General features: G+C 42.2%; 7 protein-coding genes and 1 tRNA gene. All 8 read left to right on the forward strand.

Going from position 1 to position 22,691, the window contains the following annotated elements; all coding sequences use genetic code 11:
• The first annotated feature begins 634 nt into the window (after positions 1–634).
• The 8 genes from HXT51_RS06025 to HXT51_RS06060 all read left to right on the forward strand — a co-directional run bounded on the left by HXT51_RS06025 (position 635) and on the right by HXT51_RS06060 (position 22,637).
• Entirely contained in the window at positions 635–6,706 is a 6,072-nt protein-coding gene (locus tag HXT51_RS06025; RefSeq protein ID WP_421776425.1) for a GA module, read from the forward strand.
• 566 nt (positions 6,707–7,272) lie between these two features.
• Positions 7,273–10,227 carry a hypothetical protein gene (locus HXT51_RS06030; protein WP_421776426.1) on the forward strand — a complete coding sequence of 985 codons (2,955 nt, stop codon included), beginning with the start codon at positions 7,273–7,275 and terminating at the stop codon, positions 10,225–10,227.
• Positions 10,224–12,002, forward strand: a complete 1,779-nt coding sequence (locus HXT51_RS06035) for a SpaH/EbpB family LPXTG-anchored major pilin (RefSeq protein ID WP_421776427.1) — start codon at positions 10,224–10,226, stop codon at positions 12,000–12,002. Before HXT51_RS06030 ends, HXT51_RS06035 begins: the two co-directional genes overlap by 4 nt.
• 93 nt (positions 12,003–12,095) lie before the next feature.
• On the forward strand, positions 12,096–13,163 hold the full coding sequence (locus HXT51_RS06040) for a class C sortase (RefSeq protein ID WP_421776428.1): 1,068 nt from the start codon (positions 12,096–12,098) through the stop codon (positions 13,161–13,163).
• 701 nt (positions 13,164–13,864) lie between these two features.
• Positions 13,865–13,938, forward strand: a tRNA-Lys gene (locus tag HXT51_RS06045).
• Positions 13,939–14,713: 775 nt separating this feature from the next.
• Positions 14,714–20,725, forward strand: coding sequence for a S8 family serine peptidase (locus HXT51_RS06050; RefSeq protein ID WP_421776429.1), 6,012 nt, complete (start codon positions 14,714–14,716; stop codon positions 20,723–20,725).
• Between the two features lie 164 nt (positions 20,726–20,889).
• A complete protein-coding gene (gene xseA / locus HXT51_RS06055; protein WP_421776430.1) occupies positions 20,890–22,245 on the forward strand; it encodes an exodeoxyribonuclease VII large subunit in 1,356 nt (451 codons plus the stop codon).
• A gap of 59 nt (positions 22,246–22,304) precedes the next feature.
• Complete coding sequence (locus HXT51_RS06060; RefSeq protein WP_103084733.1) at positions 22,305–22,637, forward strand: exodeoxyribonuclease VII small subunit; 333 nt, start codon at positions 22,305–22,307, stop codon at positions 22,635–22,637.
• Positions 22,638–22,691 lie beyond the last annotated feature (54 nt).

Genomic DNA, 22,691 nt, shown 5'->3' on the forward strand with positions numbered 1-22,691 from the left:
AGTAGTATAGGCCAAATATCAACGTTCTTGGCTTATTTCCAAGTCTTTTGTTTTAGTATTAGATATCATAGTTTAATTTGCAGGATTTTCCTATGTAATGTTGCTGAGTTGTCGGAGTTTCTCTCATCGCAAAATTTTTACATTGCTCTAAGAGAAACTCCGACAGCTCTTGGCATGTTTGAACTTTTAATCTTCGGTTAATCACCGAGATTTTTCAATTTTTCTTCTTCATTCGATGAATCACCACTTCGTGCTGAGGTTCATCTCATTCAGGGCGAAAAATCTTAAATCTCTGCCTAAATAATGGCAAAGCATGCTTTGTAAATTAAACTATTATTTTTTAATTACAAACGCTGTGTTTAAATGAATAATCATGTTTAAATAACCATAAAACACCTTGGTAATGTTGTCATAACAAATTTAGTGATGAATGTCACTGTATAAATAATTTTAAATTCATGAATATTTTGGTATCATACACAATGTGTACCTGTAGTTTTCGCAAGTTTCGTTGTGAAATATACAAATAGCATTTGCGTTAATTATGGATATCAAAAATGGGAACGAACGCTATTTTCTATTGCTGCGGTTTATGCATAAAAATGGTAATAATGAATAAATGGAGTAAAGGAATATGAAGAAGAATAGTGTAAACGCAAAGGATTTTGCTGATTTACTTAAGTCTGCTAAGAATACGTCTTACGCGCCACTTTCTAAGAGCGTGTGCGCAGCGATGCTTGCCGGCGCAATGGCGCTTGGGGGGGGGGTATTCGTTTCTACTCCTTTGCCTGCGTATGCTGACGGTTATGTAGACGGCACTGGCAACAATGTTTATTACGGTTTCAAAACTGATGCAAAATATGCCGAGGCTCATTTCAACATTGACGTTGAATATTACGATACCTTTGCGCACGCCAAAGCTGGCGGTACTGAAGGAAGAGATCCTTTAGGAAAATTTGTTCGCGTTCATTATCTTTCTAATTGCCATGACAATGCTACAGCTGACGATTGGAAGTTCCGCCCTATGTGGTGGTTTGGTGTTCCTGCTGGTTTGAAGGATCCTCAAGATATTCAATTTAAGCGTATTGAAAAGTTAACAAAAAATGGCAATCAGCAGTTTAAGCCTGCTGGTTCTTCGCAATATATTACAACTGACGCAAACGGTTATGGCGCTGTTTCTGACAAACATTTTAATAGTCCTAAGGAATGGACTAATATTTCTAATTATTATTTTAGTGACAAAAATATTCTTGCCAGCAAAGGCTGGAAACAGCTTATGGGCTTGGGTACCAAAGACAATAAAGGCTACGATAATGCGGGCAATACTGCACAACAATGGGAAGAATACCAAAAGCAAACTCAAGGTCTTAAGGGTATTTTCGTAGACTGGGAATCTGCTGGTCAGCGTTGGTATGACATGACTTACGTTTCCGAGATGACCGATGACGCCTGGAAAAAGCGCGATGAGAATCCACTTCGTTTTGCTGCGGGTGTTTATCGCTTTGCAGGTAACTGGCACTATGCTGTTGGTCAAAAGCACAATACGCCAAAGATTGCGGATCATTTGAAGCTTGCGTATCCAGAGGTTACGAAGGTTAAGAATCCTAACGCTTTAAGTGAAGCCGAGCAAAAGGCAATTAAAGACAAAATTGAAAAAGCTAATGAAAACACCAAGTACTATAAAGAATTGGTTGCTGATAATGGTGTTGTAGTAAATAAGGATGGCTCTGCAACTATCACCTTTAAAGACAACACTAAGCGCACTATTCCAGCTAGCTTGCTTGTAACAAAAGACGAGACTGATAAAGATAAGTACAGGCCAACTTTGCCAACTCGCACGCCTGTCGTGAAGCCGTCTAAGCTTACTGCTGATGACAAGAAGGCGGTAATTGCTGCGTTTAAGACAGCCAATAAAGACAACAAGGACTTTAACGATCATGTGAAAGCTGATCCTGACGGCATCAAGTTCAACGATGACGGGACCAAGCTTACTGTTACATACCAAGACGGTTCAAAGCTTGAAATTAACGCTTCTGAGCTCGTGTGCCAAGGAGCAACGGTTGCCGACTGGGCTCCGTACGTTGTGCCTGACTACATCGACGTCGACGATCTGAAAAATCTTAAGCCAGAGGAAATAACCAAGATAGTATCTGCTTTTGATACAGCAAACACGGGCATCACGCCGTATGATGATGCTAAAAAGGGCAATGGCGATAAAGCGCCGGTGACCGTTGATAAAGCGACAGGAAACGCAACTATCACCTGGGAAGACGGTTCAACCACAACCATCTCTGCGTGGCAATTCCTAAAGCAGAAGCCAAAGACTCCAACTCCAGAGCCACCATCTCCTACGCCTACCGCCGAAAAAGAGTTCATTGTTGAAGCGCCTAAGAAGCAATCAAGTGTTGATTTCGATCCGTTTAATGCAAAGGATACGGACTTAACAGACGCTAATAACATAAAGAGTCTTAAGTCAATTAAAGAATTATTGAAAAAGTGCGCGGCAAAAGATGCAAAGGACAACAACACATCTGTAACAATCAAAGATGTTGAATTTAAGATAGCAGATGGTAAGGGTGTAGTAGTATTCCACGCTGACAACTACAAAGATGCTACATACCCAATGAGCGTATTCCTTAAGCAGAAAGTTGATCAGCAAACGCCGGCTCCAGATACCAATTTGCATCATCCAGGTAATATGACTGCATATCAGTATTATGTAGATCCAGTTGAAGTAGATAACGTGAATTCTCCTTCAGGACAAGAACAGATTGCGGCGTTTAAGAAGTTCATGAAGAAGAACTATAATGTGGATATAACCGATCAAGAGGCTATTTCTGCTTATTCTCTTAAAGAAAATGATAAGCCTGTATCGGGTGTTACAAATATGCAACGCTATGTTAAAAACCAAAATAATGGCGCAGGCGTAGTATCGTTTAATCTTAATCCGGACGGAACCATAGCTGTTCAAGGTTTTGAAACTGGTGAGAATAGCTCAAAGAAACTGTTTGATGTTCCTTTAACAGATTTGTATGTCAAAAAGAACAGCTCTCAACCTCAAACAGATACCACGATCAATGATTTGAAGAAGCAAGCAAAAGCTTTGCTGAAGCAGCGTCAAGATGATGGGCTTACCAATGACGATTTGAAGCGCGCTGGCATCGAGAATCCTGATCAGCTGAATGATGCCAAGATCGATGAAATAGCAAAGGGTCAAACAGCCGAGAAAGACCTGCGCGACCTTATTCGCAAGCTTACCGATGCCAAGAAAGCTGAGCGCAAGTACAATCCAATTCCTGAGATTGAAGTTACCGACCCAGAAAATCTGTCTGAAGCTGATTTCAAGAAAGCTGCGGAAGCATTCTTGAAAGCCAATTACGATGGCACGGGTTCACTAGCAGGAGATAAGGCGCCGTATACCGTTCCTACGAGTCTCACGCCAAAAACAAATACCGTCTTAATGGAGCTTGCATCCGATACTAACACAACAGGTATTTCATCGATTAAATACACAAACAGTGATTATACGAAGCTTGTTTTCAGTGACAAAAATAATAGTCAGCTGTTTACCGTTTCTGTAAAATACAAGAAGAAGGATGAGACGCCTGCGCCAAGTCCTGATGCACTTGCGCAAATGAAGAAGGATGCTGAGCAGCAAATCGACCGTAATCCTAATTTGACAAAAGAGCAAAAAGAAGATTACAAGAAGCAGATTGGTGATGCTACCACTCCCGACAAGATCAAAGAAATTCTCAATAAAGCGGCTCAGAAGGGCAAAGAGAATCAAAGCGATCCATCGAAGTCGCAGACCATAACCGATAACAAGAACGGCGGCAACGCAAAGAAAGAAGCCGAAAAGAAGCAAAAAGAAAAAGAGGATGAGCATAACAAACAACAGCTTCAAAAAGAAAAAACAGATGCCAAGAATACTATCAATTCTTTGACCAATCTGACTGATGGTGATTCTGGCGATAAGAAGAAGCTATCAGATGAAATTGATAAGGCTAAAACTCCTGAGGAAGTTAATAATATTCTCGAAAAGGCCAAGGCGATTAACGACGCTCGAGGTGCTTTGAAGGAAGGTGCGCTTCCATTCTTAAGCCACGGCAATGCTAACAGCGATGACGATAAGGCTCTTAAGGAGTTAATTGGTTCTGATCCAGCTAAGAAGGATAGCAAACTTGATGCTTTGGAAGCTGCTCTTGCAAAGAAGGATCCTGCTGCTGCTACTGCAGAAGAGATTAAGAATGCTCTTGACGCAGCTAAGCGCCAGAATACAAGTAATGAGCAGAATGCTAAGAGTGCCGGTCTTGCCAAGCTTGAAGCTAAGAAAGCAGAACTTGATGCAGCATATAATGCTTTACCAGCTGATCAACAGGCGAAAGCCAAGAAGAATTACGACGCGGCTATTAAGGCAATCAATGATGCTAAGACTACTGTAACTAACGCGACAAAGCCTTCTGACATCATGACAGCTGTTAATGGTGTAGATACTTCGCTTAATGCTGCTAAGGAAGACATTAAGAATAATACGCCAAAGCGCGATACGACTGGCAACACCAACGATGATCAGAACGCTCTCAAGCAAGAAAAAGAAAAGCAGATTGAACGCATCAAAAATAGCGGTCTTTCTGACAAAGATAAGCAGAAGGCTATTGATGACATCAATAATGCAAAGAAGCTTGGCGACCCAACGGGTATTGCTGATCGTGCGCTGAAGGCTCAAAAGATTGCCGATGCTCTAAAGAAGATTGATGAATTTAAGCATTTAAACAAGGCTCAAAAGGATGCTTTCAAGGCAATCATCAATGGTACTGATGCTGGTAATCACACCAATGCTGATGGCACAACTTCTGATGACATTGACGATGCGCTCGCAAATGCTGCAAACACCGATAATGCTATGGAGCGCCTTGAGAAGCTGAAAGAGATCGCTGATACGTTCGCTAATGGCGAAAAGTACAAGGGTCTGCAAGAAGGCAATGAGCAAAAGAAAGCGTTTGACGCTGCTGCTACTGCTGCTGGTGCCGTGCTAGACAAAGCTAAGGGCGACGCCAAGAATGCGGATCAGGTTAATGAGCTGTACAAGGATCTTCTGAAAGCAATGCGTGCTATCGATCCTAATGCTCAAAGTGCTGGTCTTAAGACTGATGCTCTTAAGAATGAGATTGACTCCGACAATAAGTTGAAGCCAGATGATAAAGCCGACCCTAAGACTCCAGGTGATTCGTCTTATACCACCGCTTCTAAAGAAAAGAAGGAAGCGTTTGACAAGGCTTTGAACGAAGCTCAAACAGTTTTGAATGGTACCAAGACTGCTGATATTTCTGATGCAGATAAAGAAGCTGCTGAACAGAAAGAAATCGACGCTGCTCTTGACAAGCTTATTAAGGCTCGCCTTGCTTTGGATGGCGTTGACACCAAGCCTTTGCAAGATGAGATTGATAAGGATAGCAACGTTAAAGACTTAGATAAGTATAAGTATGCTGATAAGTCTAAGACGGATGCGTTTGATAAGGCTCTTCAAGACGCTAAGGATCTTATCGATAAGCTAACTGGTAAGAAGCAGGCTGCTCAAGGCGAGGAAGATGTAACAACTAAGACTCAAGCTGAAAAGCAGAAGCTTGTTGATGATGCTCTTGCAAAGCTTAAGGCAGCTGAAGCGGCTCTTAAAGGCAAGAAACCAGTCGAGCCGACCCCAACTCCAACGCCAACTCCTGCTGCTGTCGATAAGACGGATTTGGCTGCAGAGCTTTCTAAGGCGGATACTTTCGGGCGTTATCTTTCTTATTTGATTTCGTCTTCAGATAAGCAGGATGCTTATAATGCGGCTTTGGCTGAAGCTCGTCGCGTTTACGGTGATCCTAATGCAACTCAGGAGCAGGTGAATGCTGCTGCTGCGGCTTTGCGTCGTGCTGCGGAGGCTTTGCGCGGTTACTTCTGGCTTGATGATGGTACTGTTTCACCAACCCCAAGTCCATTGCCAATTCCAAGTCCATTACCAACACCTGGTGCCGGAACTGGCAATACTGGCTCTGATTCTGAAGCAGGTTTTGGTGTGAATGATAACGCGCCTACTACTGTGGATAAGGGCGAGTTGAACATTCAGATTGATAGTGCTGAGTCTGATTTGCAGCCTGGCAATGCTGGTAATGGTAACGCCGGTGCAGGTAACGCTGGCTCTAACAACGCTGGTAATTCTGCAAACTCTGGCGCAAGCGCAGGTAATGCAGGTAACAACAATGCTGCCAACGCCAACGCCAATGCCAACTCTGGTTCCAACGCAAATAATGTTAATGGCGCAAATTCTGCTGCTGTGAATGCCGCTGTTGAGAGTAACCAGGCTGTGAAGCAGGCAGATGCTCAAGTTTCTAAGGCTCAGGAGGCTGTAAATGCGGCTTTGGCTGAGGCTAAGAAGGTTGCTGCTGATCCTAACGCAACTCAGGCTCAGGTTGATGCTGCAGTTAAGAATCTTTCTGCTGCTCGTAAGGCTTTGGCTGCTGCTAAGGCTCATGCGGCTGAGGTTCGTGCTTCTGTGCGCGCTCAGGTGTTGAAGAGTGGTAAAGAGTCTAAAGAGTCTGCCTCGTTGAGTGCCACTGGTAGCGACGTGTCTGCATTTGGCTTGTTTGCTGCAACTCTTAGTGCTGCTGGTGCCGCGCTTTTCGCTACTAAGCGTCGCGGTATTTCTCGCCACAGCAATAGGTAAGAGCAGTGTAAGCTAAAAGCTTAGATGGCTGTTAATGACTGTTGCTAATGCCTGTTATTAATGGGTATTAGCAATGGTTGTTGTTAATAGCTGTTATCTAGCTCTTGGATAATTAAATAATTAATGAAAGCCTCGCTTCGTGATTAAATTCACGGGTGAGGCTTTTTTAAGATCAATTTTTTAAATCAATCTCTGATACTTTTTAATCAAGTGTTAATTGCGCAATTGAATCCGCATAAATGCACGAAATGCATTATGTTACATATATTTAACTTCTCGTAATTTGCGTATTTATTCCATATTTATATCTGAAAATGCGATTTTTTCTATAAATTATAAGTTTTATAAATTGCGACGAAGAAAGTATTTCATATAAATGAATATTTAAATAATTATGCATTCAATATTACCAAAGAATATGGGTTGAAATCTGCCTTGGGGGGGGGGTATAGTTGCAAGAACTGTGGCCACAATTATGAGTGGCTTTGTAATGTTGTGCGGTTTTTGATTTTGTAATGCTGACTACACAAATTTTGAGAGTTCGAATTTAACGAAGGGGATTAGAGATGTTTCCGCAGCGTCGTCGTAAGAATCTTTCTAAGATTATGCGCGTAATTTGCGGTTTCACGTCTTGCGTGCTGACTCTTGCAACTCTCGCGATTGTACCTATCGCTTCGTCGAACGCATCAACTGAAGAAAGTACTACTAAGACTTCAGAGAAGGCCGGTGCTGGTGAGAATTCTGGCGCTGTTAAGAAGGCCGGTGCTGCGAAGCAAGGGGATAAGAAGGCTGAAAATCAACCTAGTAGTTCTGCTGAGAAAAAGTCTGAGTCTAAGACTGAGCAGCAGCAACCTGGTGGTAAGCCTGATCAACATACTTCTGTAACGACTAATGCAAATCCTCAAAACGAAGCTTCCAATAAAGATAAAAAGACTGATAAAGCCAGTAAAGATAAAGAAGATAAAACCGCTGATAAATCTGCGAAAACTGAAAATCACGAAAACAGAAGCGTAACTGGCAATACCGAAAATAGCGCGAAATTCTATAATCCGGTTTATAGTGGAACATCAAGTATATTCGCAGGAAATCTTTCTGGTAGTGCATACAATGCATCTAAAACTCCTATGAGTGAAAAAGTACCTAATAATAAGAAGATTAAAGTTGGATATCTTCCTGCTGGCACGTGGTTTGAAATTAAAAGAGCAAATGCAAGTGATAAAGAAGACGCGTACGACTGGGCTAACTTTGAAGGCGAACAGTGCGGTGATGCTACTGAGTGTAAGTCTACTAAAAAAATCCCCGATGATGCTGATGATTTGGATAATTATGGCGTTATAACTTTCAAACCAAATAGGTGGACCAAAGATGGAGATTATAAGGTGCACGTAGTTGTGCATTATCCAGATGGAACTACATCAGATGATTCCAATGCAGGAAATATCCTTTTTAATAAGAAAACTGCTGTTTACGCTAACGTTCATATTTACAGATATAAACTACAAGTAGGAGATTTGTCCCTTTCGATAAATAGTGAAGATAATGAAGACTATAGGTATGGTCAGTCTGATGAATCAGATTTAGTGTTAATGGCTGGTCAAAAGGTTGAAAAAACCACTTTTGATTCTTCTGCGCATCTTGGCATAGGCAATATTAATCAGCGTGTGATTTGCTACGAAAAGGATTCTGAGGGCAAGCCTGTTGCTGGAAAATACGAGTCTGGTGGAATTAACGGGCTTGAATTAAAACAAGATGATTATAACGTAAAAGTTTGGAAGCACGCAAATTACGAGCAGCAAAAGAAGTGTTTTGATGATCCTGTTAACGGCTGCAAGATGGCTGACTTCCTTTATGACGATTACGTGTACGAAAAGTATGCAGATTCTCATTCTGAATATGAGCCTATAAGTGTTAGTGAAAGAACAGTTGGTAAGTTTGCTGGTTCTCCAACAAACTCAGGCAATTTTGTATGTAAAGTATATGCTTTAAAAAATAAAGTTAACGCTAATGATGTGCAAGATGATTCTATTGCAATAAAATTTGATAAAATAGCTAAAGATAACTCTAACAACATTGATAAAATTGATTCTGCGCTAAAGTCAGAAGATTTGTTTAAGTCAAGTAAAGGAATTACTTGGGAATCTAAGACTTTGAACATTACTGTTCGCAAAATGTCTTACTACTATCAACCTTACTACAAATATGGTGTGTCAGTATTTCCTGGAGAAAAGAAGGTTTCAGTAGCACCTGTTAACGAATGTGGTGTAGGTAGTTGCCGTAAACAATTAGCTCATACGCGTCATCTTCCTGACGGGACTTGGTTTGAAATAAAACAATATAAGGATGATTCTGATCACCCAGTTCCCGATTGGGCTTCATTTAAGGGCAATCAAAGTAATGAGCAAGACAAGCATGGAAGAGATAATTCTAAAGATTCAGGAAAGAAATATGGGAAAGTTACCATTAGAGTAAGTTCGTGGATGAAAACAGGAAATTATCTTGTTCCTGTGGTTGCACATTATCCTGATGGTTCTTCTTCAGAAGACGATGAATCTAGCAATAAAGGTAAACCAATATATCTAAAAGTTGCGGTCAATAATTCTGTATCTTTAATTGGTGATGATGATTTAAAGTTGCGTGTAACAACTAAGCAAGCTTCGGATACTAATAAGTCTGATTCGCAAAGAGACGATTATGGTGATGTAGATCCAGACCAGGGCATCACAATGATGCGCGGAATGCGTTTTTTGAATCCGTATATTGATGCGTGGTCATTGCATGATGTAGATAAGAAAATTTCGTTAAAAGTTTTGTGCACTAATGTGAGCAAAGCTGGCAAAGACGGCTCTGCTGACACTAATGGCTCTAGTGGCGTGGGTGTTTGGTCTAGTAGTGTTGATGGCTTGACTGCTCCAAACGGTGATCAGATTCATCAGTGGAGCCATGTTAATTCGTTCGAAGAAGCTGAGAAATGTAATCGTGATCCTGCTTCCTGTAGCACTAAACATGTGTTGTATAAGCGTGATATCAAAGCAAATAATTGGGATGAAGAAAATCCATTCTATGCAGTCGAACGCACGGATTCAATTATTGGCGGCGCGCCTAAAGAAACGGGCGATTATCAATGCGTTGTGTACGCGTTGAAGCCTAAGGCGCTTGATGTTTATACGGATAAGGTGACTAACGAAACTTCCGTACAAAACGGCGATACTCTTCTTAACGGCGTCGCTGGTCTCGAAAAAGGCAATGACTGGACGATGACCTCGGTCAAAATTCACGTTGTTGAGCCTTTTAAACTGCCAAAGACGGGATTCGCCGGCTGGAACATGCTTCTTAGCGTTGCTACAACGATTTTCACAAGTCTTATGGTTCTTGCGTTTGCTCTCGACCAAACACAGTGGGGGCGCGCATTTATAAAAAATTTTGTATACAGAAATTCTGCTCAAAAGGTCAGTGAAATAGCTGTTCAAAAGGGCACTGAAGTATCTGCTCGTAAGGGCAATGAAATAAAGGAGAGGAAATGAATAATTTCACAAAACGATGCGTCGCCGCATTCGCCTCGCTCGCAATGGCTGGTACGCTGTGCGCGGCGGGTGCTGTGACAGTGTCCGGCGTTGCGTGGGCTAGCAAGCCTGGTATACAACAGGGTGGTCAACCTAAAGGTGGTGTTGCTGGTCTTGGTAATCCATCCCAACCTGTGCAGAAGGGTGATGCGCCATGGACGCTTAATGATACCGATAAGGCAAAGACTTATTCCCTCACTATTTTCAAGTGGAAGGACGAGGTTGAAAAAGGCAATCAGAAGAAGTCAACTCCTGTTCCTGGTGCCGAATTCACTGTAAAAAAGGTGACGAAGCTTAATGCAAGTGATAAGGAGGATCTTGACTTAACTAAGTACGCCGATTGGGTTAAGGTCGCCAATAATATTGATGGTCTTAATAAAGGCACTGCTACTGGAATAACCACTGAAACTGTTACTGGTTCTCCAAAAAATACTAATGATAAGGGTGTTGCGAAGTTCGATCTTGGAATCGGTCTGTATCAAGTTACAGAATCAAATCCTCCAAAGGGCTTCTCCGCTGCCGAATCCAAGCCATTCTATATGACAATCCCAAGGATTGAAAAGGATTCTGATGGCAACGTAGTCTACAACTATGCTCCATACGCGGATCCAAAGAATAAGGATTTGAGCGATAGCGTTAAGAAGACCGCGGATACTTCTAAGACTGTTGGAGCTGGCGATAAGATTTCCTACACCATTAGTGCTGAGCTTGACAAGATGAAGGCAGCGGATGCTGATGCTACAGCTCTTACTGCCGATGATTTTAAAGGCTATTCTGTAGTAGATCTCGCTCCTGCTAAGGCTTTTGTTTATCCTACTGACAAAACCTCTAATAAGGTTACTGCTGACAGCATTGCAAAAGTAGTTACAAAGGTACAACTTGGAACCGGCGAAGCACCTGTAAATACCGATAAGACGCTTACTGCTAATACTGACTACACCGTTAGCGTTCCAGAAGAGTTTACGGATACAACCGATAATAATACTAAACGCGATAAGATTACTATCTCCTTCACTAATGACGGTAAGACTGCGCTTGCTGCAGCTGCTAACAATAATGCTGGCAATGTAGTAAAGGTATTTGTTACTTTAGAGTTCACTCTTGCTGATTCGACAACCCTTGGCAACAGCACTGTTATTAACAAGGGTGGCTTAATTCCTTCGCATGAGGGTACGACTCCAGACGTTGTTACGGGTAAGGATAAGGCGGAAGTGAAGTTCTCAACGTTCACTATTCAGAAGCTTTCTGCAAAGGATAAAACCCCAATTACAACAGCAACTGCAAAGTTTAAGCTGTTTGCTGATGAGACTAGTGCAAATACGTGCTCTCAGGCTATTACCGACGGAAAGAAAGATACCGAATTGGCTAATGCTTGCTCTGCTGCTTCTACTAATTTCGGTGAGCAAGAAACAAATAATACTGATGCTAAGACTGCTGAATATTCAGTAGTTCGCGGTAAGACGTACTACGTTGTGGAAACTGCTGCTCCAACCGGCTACATTCGTAACCCTAAGGCTGTTGCAGTAAAGGTTGAGGATACTGATAAAACCAAGAACTTCGAGTTCCTAGACGTTCCAGACGATAGCAACGGCTCTTGGCTCAGCCTTCTTCCAAAGACTGGTGCTGATGGCGTAATTATCTTCGCAGTTATCGGAATGTGCTTCGTTGGTTCCGGATTCTTTGTGTACATGCGTCGTCGCAAGAAGGAAGAGGAGCAGGCTAAGCTCCGCGCTTAGTTAATCCCTTTCTTTAAGCATTAACGAAAATGGGGAGTCGGGCGCGCGTTAACTAACGCTTTCCCGGCTCCTTGTTTATTTATTGGAGGAATTATGAAGCTAGCTGATTTTGCAGAGTCTGCTCGCGCGCTATTTAAACAGCTGACTCGTATGTGCGCTAATAAGTCCTCCAAAAGTGCGGAGGATGTCGCAAGCTCGCAAACTGCGGAAAATGTGCAATCTTCACAATCTTCACAATCTCCGCAAGATCAGTCTCCGAAATCCGCGCAGGAGCAAACTTCCCCAAAACCAATGTCCACACTTCGCAAGCTGGCTGAGCCAATTGCGCTTGTTACTATTGGCATTTTGTGTTTCAGCTATCCTGTGGTTTCTACTTTGGTTAACAATCACGCTGCCAAGGAACTCTCAATCGAGTACGACAAATTAAATAGGGAAAAGCCTAAAGAAAATCGCGCGGAAATTTTGCGAAAAGCGCGTGAATACAACGCTCGCCACAAGGCGATTATTAGCGCGGATCCGTATAACGGCAGTAACGACTACATGGACACTCCCGAATATAAAGAGTACGAAAAAGTGCTTAGTGAGCCGATGGGGATTATTGGCATCGTGAAAATACCAAAAATTGGCGTGAGGCTGCCGATTTACCACGGAACTACTCAAGATACTCTCGCAATGGGCGCTGGGCATTTGTACGGCACGGATTTGCCGGTTGGTGGCAAAAGCAGGCACACTGTTGTGACGGCGCATACGGGTATGCCGGATGCCACGATGTTTGACGATTTAAACACGCTGAAAAAAGGCGACTACTTCTATTTTGATGTGCAAGGCAAAACTCTTCGGTACAAAGTGTTTCGCATAAATGTGGTGGAGCCGAACGATATTCGTTTGCTGCGGCGCGAGAAGTGGCGCGACTTGGCGACGCTGATTACGTGTACGCCGTATGGAATTAACACGCACAGGCTGCTCGTGACTGGGTATCGCGTGCTGCCGGATCCTGCTAACGTGCCTGGCGACCATATGCAGTGGCCGCTGTGGATGACGCTGTTTGTGATATCGATGGTGATGTCTGCGGCGTTGATTGCGATGATGCTGGTTGCGATTTTAAATAAAAAGCGCAATTCTAGGTTGCTTCGCGGTAGGCATTTGCTTTTTGTTCGTTAGCGCTTTCGCATCGATTTGCTTGAGTTGGAAAAGCTTTTTGGTCTGTGGATTACGCTTCTTTAGGGTGGTAAAGAAAGCGTAATCGAGTGCTCGCTTTGACTGAGTCTGAAATTATTGGGATTTCAGACTCCTTCAAAGCGTGATTTGGCTCAATTGTGAAGCACGGTGTGCTTCACATGCCAAATCAGCCGAACGGCTATGCCGTGAGGATTAGTGCTCAAGCAGGTCGTCACGCTTATGGTTTGATAAGTAAACAAAAGCAAGAAGGGGTTCTCGGTTTTGTTTACTTATTTACCCTGTAAGTAAACAAAATCGGGGAAGTGTTCTTGGTTTTGTGGACTTAGGTACCAGATAAGTAAACAAAATCGGGGAAGCTCGTTTGTTTGCTCGCTTACGAAACTCACGTTTCGTTAAAATCCGACAGACAAAAACAACTGAGCTCTTGTTCTAAACAAACAAGAGCTCAATGAAATCACGTGTAGGAGCAACCTACACAGGTAAAACAAATTCTAACACATTCAATTACGATTTGCACCTGTTGTATTGCGCCTAGTAGTGTTTGTGCAAGCGCTCTCGCATTGAGTCGCTTTTCGCGCTACGCTATAAGCGAAAAGCGAGGCAATGCGACACGCCCACTTGCGTACAATCAAATTCTGAGTATAGTAGTTACTCGGTTCGCGAAATGAACCAAGATAACCAACGCCCCTTTAGCTCAGTTGGTTAGAGCAGCTGACTCTTAATCAGCGTGTCCAGGGTTCGAATCCCTGAGGGGGCACAAACAAAAACCCAAGCTTCATCGCTTGGGTTTTTTCATATCTAATATTTCGGATTATTTCCCAACAAGTATGGTTATTTCCGGATTATTCAGGGTTATTCCCCAACAAATGTCCAATATTCAATATCAAATGTGAATAACATGTTAATTTATTGGCCTTAAAATAAGACGATCTAAAAAATTTTTTGCGTTAGAAATGTTGGAATATAGCCGTTCTTATATAAGAGCTCATGTTTTTTGAAATCAGATTCATAAAAATTTACATATTAATTGCATTTTTTATTTACTACGTAGTGCTAAAGTTTGTGAAAAATATTTTGTGAAATCGTTGATGAATGTATTTATCTGCTATTTACAAAGCATTTTGAATTGTTTTTAAATTGTTTTTGCATTTGATAGCGGTAGAAAATTCATAACATCTTACAGAAATATTTACACTTATTAGTAATGCTCAGAACTTGTAAGAGTAGTTTCTGCAACATTTTATTGAGATTTTGGGAGCTAATTCTGAATTAACCCAAATTTGATTTAGAACGTTGCAGTTAACGCATTAGTCCATTCTTGTTTGGGCTACATGTGATGTATGCGCGACATGTGCATTAGATGTCACGATATGCGCATGTGATGTCTCTATATGCGCATGTGAAACGTGTGTGGCATGAGTTACACGCGTTGAGTCCTATGCGTGCATGAGTTACATGTGTGCATGAGTCGCATGTGCGTTGAATTACAAGCGTACTTGAGCGTGCAGTTCTATTTGAAAGAGAGTGTATTTATGAAGTTCAAACGAACGTCATACCTGACTCGCTTAGCTGCATTAGGTGTTGCTGCTGCAACACTTATCGTGCCTTTTGGTACAGTAAATGCTGCTGATGCTAAAAATCCAGTAAATACAGGTAAAGGTGTTTACTCAAAAGATGCGAAAGTATCTTCTTTTGAAAAGCAACTTACATCTAATAAAAAAACGTCAATAAGTCATAATCTTACTAAAGATGAGAATTTATACGTAGATTCAAATAAGGCTGCATTGCTTGAAAAGTATGCAATAAAAAATAATTCAAGCAGACCTACTAAGCCGATTGCTGTTATTGTCACATTGCGCAATCAGCCTAAAAGTCCTTCAATTGCTTCCGAGAAATCAAATAAAAATCAGCAAAATAATTTAATTGCTAAATGGCGTAAAAAGTACAATATGAATGTTCGTCGCCAACTTGGTTATTTGATGAACTGCTTCGAAGCAACAATTCCAGCAAATCGTATGCAAGCTTTACGTCATGAGCCAGAAGTTAAGTCTGTAGAAAAAGAGCGCTTGTATTATCCTCTGGAGAACTTTGCTCGTGAGCTTCAAGGTATTACGCAAGCCTTCAAGGCTGCTAATAAAAACCTAGACGGTACAGGAATGCTGGTTTCCATAATCGATACTGGAATCGATATTAAAAACAAAGATATGAAATTGGATCCTGCTGCTAAAACTGCAAAAAAGCTCAATCCACAGCCGGGCTTTACTGATAAAGTTCCTGCAGGATTCAATTATGCGGATGAAACGTCTGATGTAAAAGATACTCATGCAGAACAGCATGGCATGCACGTTGCTGGTATTGTGGCTGCTAATGGAGATGAAGAAAACGCTCCTGCAGCTAGCAATCATCGCGTTGATGGTATAGCTCCGAATGCTCAGTTGCTTGCAATGAAAGTGTTTTCTAATAATCCAGATATGCCAGGATGCCGCGATGCAGACATTGTAGCAGCTATAGAAGATTCTGTTAAGCTTGGTGCCGATGTTATTAACATGTCTATCGGTTCCGATAATGGTCTTGACTCTACTTCAAGCATTGCTGCTCTTGCATTAATGAAAGCTCGCAAAGCTGGTGTATTGCCTGTTGTTTCCGCTGGAAATTCCGGTTTGAACTTCTCGAAGACTGGTGGAGTAGATGATGAGTTTGGGAAATGGGATGATGGCACTTTAGGATCACCATCTTCATTCCCAGATGCTTTCAGCGTTGCTTCTGTTGAAAATTCAAAAGTTACGCAGACTAAGGCAACTTGGTCTGTTAAGAAAGCGTCCACTACAAGTACGTCTTCTAGCGATGCTCAGCAGAATGATTTCCCTTATTCACTTTCTACTGGTGTTGCTGATGGTAAATCACATGAAATTGTTGATATTAACCTTGGCAAAAAAGATGATGTTAAAGACCTTGACCTCAAGGGTAAATATGCATTAGTTAAACGTGGAGATATTGCGTTTACAGAAAAGGTTAATAATGCAAAAGAAAAGGGTGCTGAAGGCGTTGTTGTATACAACGTAAAGGATGACTCTACTCAATTCCTAGATATGGCAGGCGTTGATAAGATTAAAGACATTTTTGTAACATCAATACGTTACGAAGATGGAGAGGCTATTTATCAAGCAATCAAAAAGAATAATGGAAAAGTGGAAGTAACTTTCAGTAATGATTTTGTTGCTATTGCTAACCCAGATTCATTAAAGCCATCTAGGTTCACATCTTGGGGCCCAACTCCAGATCTTAATTTTAAGCCTCATATTTCTGGTATTGGTGGAAATGTGTGGTCTACTCAGAATGATAATAAGTACAGGAGCATGTCTGGTACCTCTATGGCAGCTCCAAATATTTCAGGTCTTTCTGCGCTGCTTATGGAAAGTTACAAGAAGCGTTTTAAGGGCAAAGAACTTAAGTCTTCTGAATTAGTTGATCGTGTTGAGCAAGTGTTGATGAATACAGCTAAGATTCTCACTCGCGATGATGGCAATAAGAAAGTTCCATATGCTCCTCGTCAAATTGGTGCTGGTTTAGCGCAGATTGACAAGGCTATTAAAGCGGACGTTGTTGCAACTGTTAAAGATAGTCGTAGCAATGAAAGCAAGGCGTATGCTTCTCTTTATGAGTTAAAGCAAGGCGAACGCAAGTTTGATATAACATTGAACAACTATGGTTCTAAAGATGTTGAATATAGCGTACCAAATCAGGTTGTTGTGAATGAGACCAATAAAGCTGGTGAAAAAACATCTACGTTCGTAAACGATAAAGAAACATTAACTGCAGACAAGTCTTCTGTAACTGTAAAAGCAGGCGAAAAGGTTAATATTACTTTTACTTTGACTCCTCAATATGGACAAAACCATTACATTGAGGGTTGGGTTTGCTTAAAGTCTAAAACTGAAGGACAGCCTGATTTGTCTGTTCCATATCTTGGTTTTGTTGGCGATTGGAATGCTGAGCAGATTTTGGTTAAACCTGGTGAAAAGTATAAGAATGCTGATAAGCCAGCTAAGCCTGTTAATCCTGCGCCAAATCCTGCTCCGGGAACTCCAAGTCAGCCTGCTGATGAAAGTAATGGTGAAATCGATTCTACTACAGCTCTTATGGCTGATTCAGCGGACGGAAGCATGCAAGTTAAGGTAAATGGATCTAAACGATTTATGTTCTCGCCTAATAATGACGATTGGTATGATTTAATAACACCTTATGCGCCATTATTGCGTAGTGCTGCAGACATTCGCTATGAGATTATGGATGAAACCGCCACTAAGGTATTACGAGTTCTTGGTGAGGATCATAACGTTTCTAGACCTACTTTGCCTTCTGCGGCGGATTCAATGGGACATGAAGCTGTGAATGGTCGTTTTGACGGTACTAGCTATGATCCGAAAACCACAGAGTTTGTGAGATTTAAGGATGGAAACTACGTTTATCGTATTCAAGCTCGTTTGGGTAAGGAATTCCCTTGGCAAAATTACGACATGAAGTTTGCTCTAGATACTCATGGGCCTGATATGAATGTTTCTGAACGCGATTCTAATGGCGTTGTAACAATCACCTTAAGTGATAGTTTGAGTGAGGATCCTGGTCTTCCTGTTATTCGTCGTGTTGGCGATAATGATGTATTTAAGTATGATGATGCAGCTGATTGCACTCTAGATAAAGAACATCATAAGCGCGTTTGCAAAATAAACGTTGGTAACACTACGCCATTTATCTCTGTTGTTGCTAAAGACGCAGGAATGAATGGAACTCGTGTAGTGAAAGTGTTTGCTGATAAAAATCATAAGATTTTCATTTCCCGTCGAAAGGAAATGGATGGGAAGATGGTTGGAACATCGGTAGTGCGTGACAATAAGTTAAGTCTTGAAGGTTATGTTTCTGACGATGTTAAATCAATGAAAGTCTTAGCAAGCTATAAAAAATACGACGGAAGCACTGTTAACCAAACAGTTAAAGTGAATCTAAATAAAGCTCCGAAGTTTACCACTGATAATATAAAGATTGTTCGTGGTGAAAATACTGTAAAGGTGCTTGGGTTCTCTGACGATAAATGCAAGACGCAAATAGCTAGTGAAGAGTTCACATTAACATACAATCCAGAGCGTCCTCGTATTAGTGTTACTAATACGGATACTGGAGATAGTGACGGTAATTTGCCGGTTGCAAGTGATGGTAGTGTAACTGTAAAAGGCAAGGTAAAAGATAGTTCTCAGCCTAAGCAAAAGTTAGAGCTGACTATTCGTTACCAAGTGGATAAAGTTAAGAAAGATGCTGGTTCTTCTAATGCTGGTTCTTCCAATTCAAGTGGTGAATCTGCTGAAGATGCAGATGATACTGAAACAAAAGAGGATACAGTAACTCTTAACCCAGATGGTACGTTTGAAGTAACGGTAAAGCCTTCTGCTAAGGCGTATCAGGTTACTCTATGTGCAAGTAATGGTCAGAATCTTAAAATTAAATCCGTTAAGCTTCAGGGTCGTAACGAGCCAAGCTTTATGGAAGTAAGCAATGGCGTGTTCTATCCAAGTAATGTAACGCCACTTGGCGCGAATATTTGGATGATTAATCCGCTTACTGCAGGGCCAAGCTTAGATTCCTTTACCTTGGAAGGTACTGTTGGACCAGATATCAAGAGTGTAGAATTCACTCCTTCTACACGTCTTAAAGATGGTAAATATGAAATAAAGCCAGCCGTTGTTGCAAGAATAGACGGTCAAGCGCATAGTTTCTCTATTGATTTGCCAATGCATACGGGAATTAATGATTTCCGTGCTGTTGTAAAAACTGCTAATGGTAATAAGCTTATGGATTTTGCAGTTGCTTTCTTGTTTGATAAAGAAGCTCCAAAAGCCACTTTTGCTGAGCCACAATTATATGGTCATACGTTGTTTACAAACAAAGATACCGTAAAGTTTAAGGGTAGTGCTCAAGATGACGCTTCTGGATATAGGCTTTCTATTAATCATTCTGTTGTTGCGGAATTCACTTCTCTAGAAAATGGTGATGGTCCAGAAGCAAATAAGAAGGAATTTGAGCGTGATGTTCATGTAGAAAATAGAGATCATATCCTTCTTGAGCTTAACGACAAGGTGAATTCGTCTGTGTATGGTTCAGTTCCAGTTGTTGTTGATAAAACAAATCCAACTGTAGATGTGAGCATGAAAGACGGAGAATCAGTAGAAGGTGACTATACTGTTACTATAAAAGCTAAAGATGCAAATCTTAAATCTGTAGCTGCATATGTTGATGACAAGCCAATCGGTGCTGTTTCTAATACGAATTTAGCTCCTCATCCTGTAGAAAGTACATTGCTTTCGTTAATTCAAGGATATAGTTCTTATACCGAAATAGATAAACCTGAAAAGGATAATTTGGAGTTAAAGGCGGTTATTCATGGTAAAGATTTGTCTGCCGGTAATCATGTTCTTCGCATAGAAGCTACTGATTATGCTGGAAACTCTGCTAAGGGAGATAATCAGCGAACTGCCATTTCGTTCGTGAAAAAGAATCCTGCTGAGCCTGTTAAACCTGAGCCTGTTAAACCAGGACCTGTTGAACCGGGACCTGTTGAACCAGGACCTGTTGAACCAGATCAGCCAGACAAGCCGGTGACTCCAGTTGCTCCAGAGAAGAAAGAAGTTCCTCCTGCTCCTGCTGCTAATGCTCCTGTCCCACAAGCTCCTAATAGCGTTATTAGCTTGAAAAAGAGCTTGAAGAGTAATCTTGTAGTTGGCGAGAATGAGAACAATGTTGCTCGTGCTGGTGTCGAAAATCCTATGAAGCTTCGACTTGATAATAATAGTGAATTATCTAAGAAGCTTAAAGAGGATAAAGCCATATATGCATATGCTTACATTTATTCTTCGCCTGTGCTATTGCATGGTAAAGATGGCGTTAATTATGTGAAAGTCACCTTGAATGAAAAGGGTCAAGCTAATTTCGATGCTAAGATTCCAGAAGGATATTCAGGTAAGCATACGATTGTTCTTCTTGATGAAAAGGGTTCGCAGATTGCATGGACTACTGTGTGGGTTATTCCTGCTAATGCAACTTCATTTGAAGAAACACGAGCAGAAGATAATCTGAAATATTCTGAAAATAATTTCGGAAGCTCTTTCGGAAGTTCTTCAGGAAGTTCTTCAGGATTTGGATTTGATTCAGATTATGAAAATTATGTATCTTCTAGCGATGTTGCCAATGATAATTTGAGCTCTGGCGGCTCAAGTGCTGGTGGCTCAAGTGCTGATGGCTCTGCAGGTGGAAGCAATGCTGATGCTAACGGTAGCGGAAATAAGAGCGGAAGTAGATCTAAAGCTAATGGCGCTACCAAGTCTGGTACAAGCAATTCTGCATCTTCAAAGGAAACTAATGCAAATAGCGTGCTTTCAAAGTTAAGTGCAACTGGTGTTGGAACAGTTTCCACTATGGTTACAGTCACTTTGTTGATGCTAATTGGTGCTTTTGCGTTAATTGCTAGCAGATTGCGGAATCGAAGTATTAAATAATTGCATTTTAGATTCTAAGATTCTAAAATTCTAAGATTCCAAAATTCTAAGATTCCAAATAATTAAGTACTCCTCATGCCTAATCGCATGGGGAGTATTTTATTGTGGGCACAACTGGCGAGTGTTAGCGCGTGTTTGTCCTTCTTTGCAGTCAAGCTGTAAACATGACCTCGTCAAATATGATGCCGCAATTATTCCAGGATGATGCTTCGCAAGATTATACTTCGCAAGGTTTGCAGCAAGATTCGCAGCAGACGATTATGCCTCAGCCGCGCCAGCTTCCTCTGAAAGCAGCAGACACGACTGCCGAAAATCCATGGCCTGTTGCAATCTTAAGCCAAAAGTTCCACAGTGCAGTAGAACGGTGGCCAGCAGCGTGGATTGAGGGTCAAATAGTCGAAATTAACATGCGCCGCGCGTCTTCCGGATACATCACTCTTCGCGATAGCAACGAGGAAGTGTCGATTTCCGTAATGGGCTTCAGTAATTTCGTGCAGCAGGCGCGTGAACTTCGCCAAGGCGATCGCGTAGTCGTTCACGGCAAAGCGGATATTTGGGTGAAAGCCACGCGTTTGAGCTTCGTTGCAGACGAAATTAGGCGCGTTGGTGCCGGCGACTTAAAAGCGCAAATTGACGAATTGCGCAAAAAGCTTAAAGGTGAAGGCTTATTCGACGTTGAAAATAAGGTTCCGCTTCCAGAATTTCCTAAGTGCATCGGTCTAGTGTGTGCTCCTCAAGCTCGCGCGGAGGGCGATGTTATTACGAACGTGAATTTGCGCTGGCCTGTTACGCGATTCAAAGTTGTTCACGCGCATGTGCAGGGCGTGCAGTGCCCGGCGGATATTATTGCCGCAATTAAGCAGCTCGATGCTGATCCAGAGATTGACGTTATTATCGTTGCTCGCGGCGGTGGTAGCTTTGAGGATTTGATTGGTTTTTCGGACGAGGGCGTGGTTCGCGCTACTGCTGCGTGCGTGACGCCGATTGTGTCTGCAATCGGTCACGAGGACGATTGGACGCTTATCGATTTGGCTGCAGATATGCGCGCTTCGACTCCTACGGATGCTGCAAAGCGCGTTGTTCCGGACGTTCGCGAGCAGTGGCAGCTTATTGATAACGCGTTGCAAACTATGCGCATGCGAATTTCTGCGCGCGTTGACAATGAGATTCGCCTCGTTGAAGGTTATGCTAATCGCCCGAGTCTTACGCGCCCGAGCACTATGCTTGAGCCGCACGAGCGCTTGGTTGAGCAGGCTGTTGAGCGAATGCGTCACGGTTTGGTGCGACTTCTTGACGACGCGAGTTTGACTGTTGAGAAAGCTCACGCGAGCTTGACTGCGTTAAGTCCGCAATCGACTTTGAATCGCGGGTACGCCGTTGTGCAGCTTAGCGGTGGGCGAGTGCTTGACGACGCGGCTTTAGCGAAAGTTGGCGACGATATGACAGTTACGCTTAAAAGCGGTGTGGTACTTGGCAAGGTGACTGGAACAAAGGTGACTGGAACGAAAGCTGCTTCTTAAAGTCAAGTAAGTAAATTTTTAGATATTTTAGATATTTTAGATATAACGAAAGGTTAGATATGAGCGAGAAAGCGACGAAAAAAGCGGAAGAAGTAGCTGCAGAAAATAACGAAAGTGCAGAATTTGCAAGCACACTTACGAAAGAAGAGCGCGCTGCGATTGAGGCGATGCCGTACGAAGAGGCTCGTGAAAAGCTGGTTCAGGCGGTTCAGGCGTTGGAAGCTGGCGGTTTGACGTTGGATCAGTCCATGCGTCAGTGGGAGATTGGCGAGGCGTTGGCAAAACGTGCGCAGGGTTTGCTTGCCACAGTTCGTGCCAAATTGGACGCGGCTCAGGCGGAGCAGTCTGCAACGGCGGCTACAGCTGGTACGCAATCGAATCTTGAGGATTAAGCGCGCCGCAGTGACACGCCTTAGTGTATAATTGCCATTTGTTGCTTTGCAGGA

Origin of the sequence: Gardnerella sp. KA00255, from assembly GCF_049244095.1 — a bacterium.
GTDB lineage: Bacteria > Actinomycetota > Actinomycetes > Actinomycetales > Bifidobacteriaceae > Bifidobacterium > Bifidobacterium vaginale_F.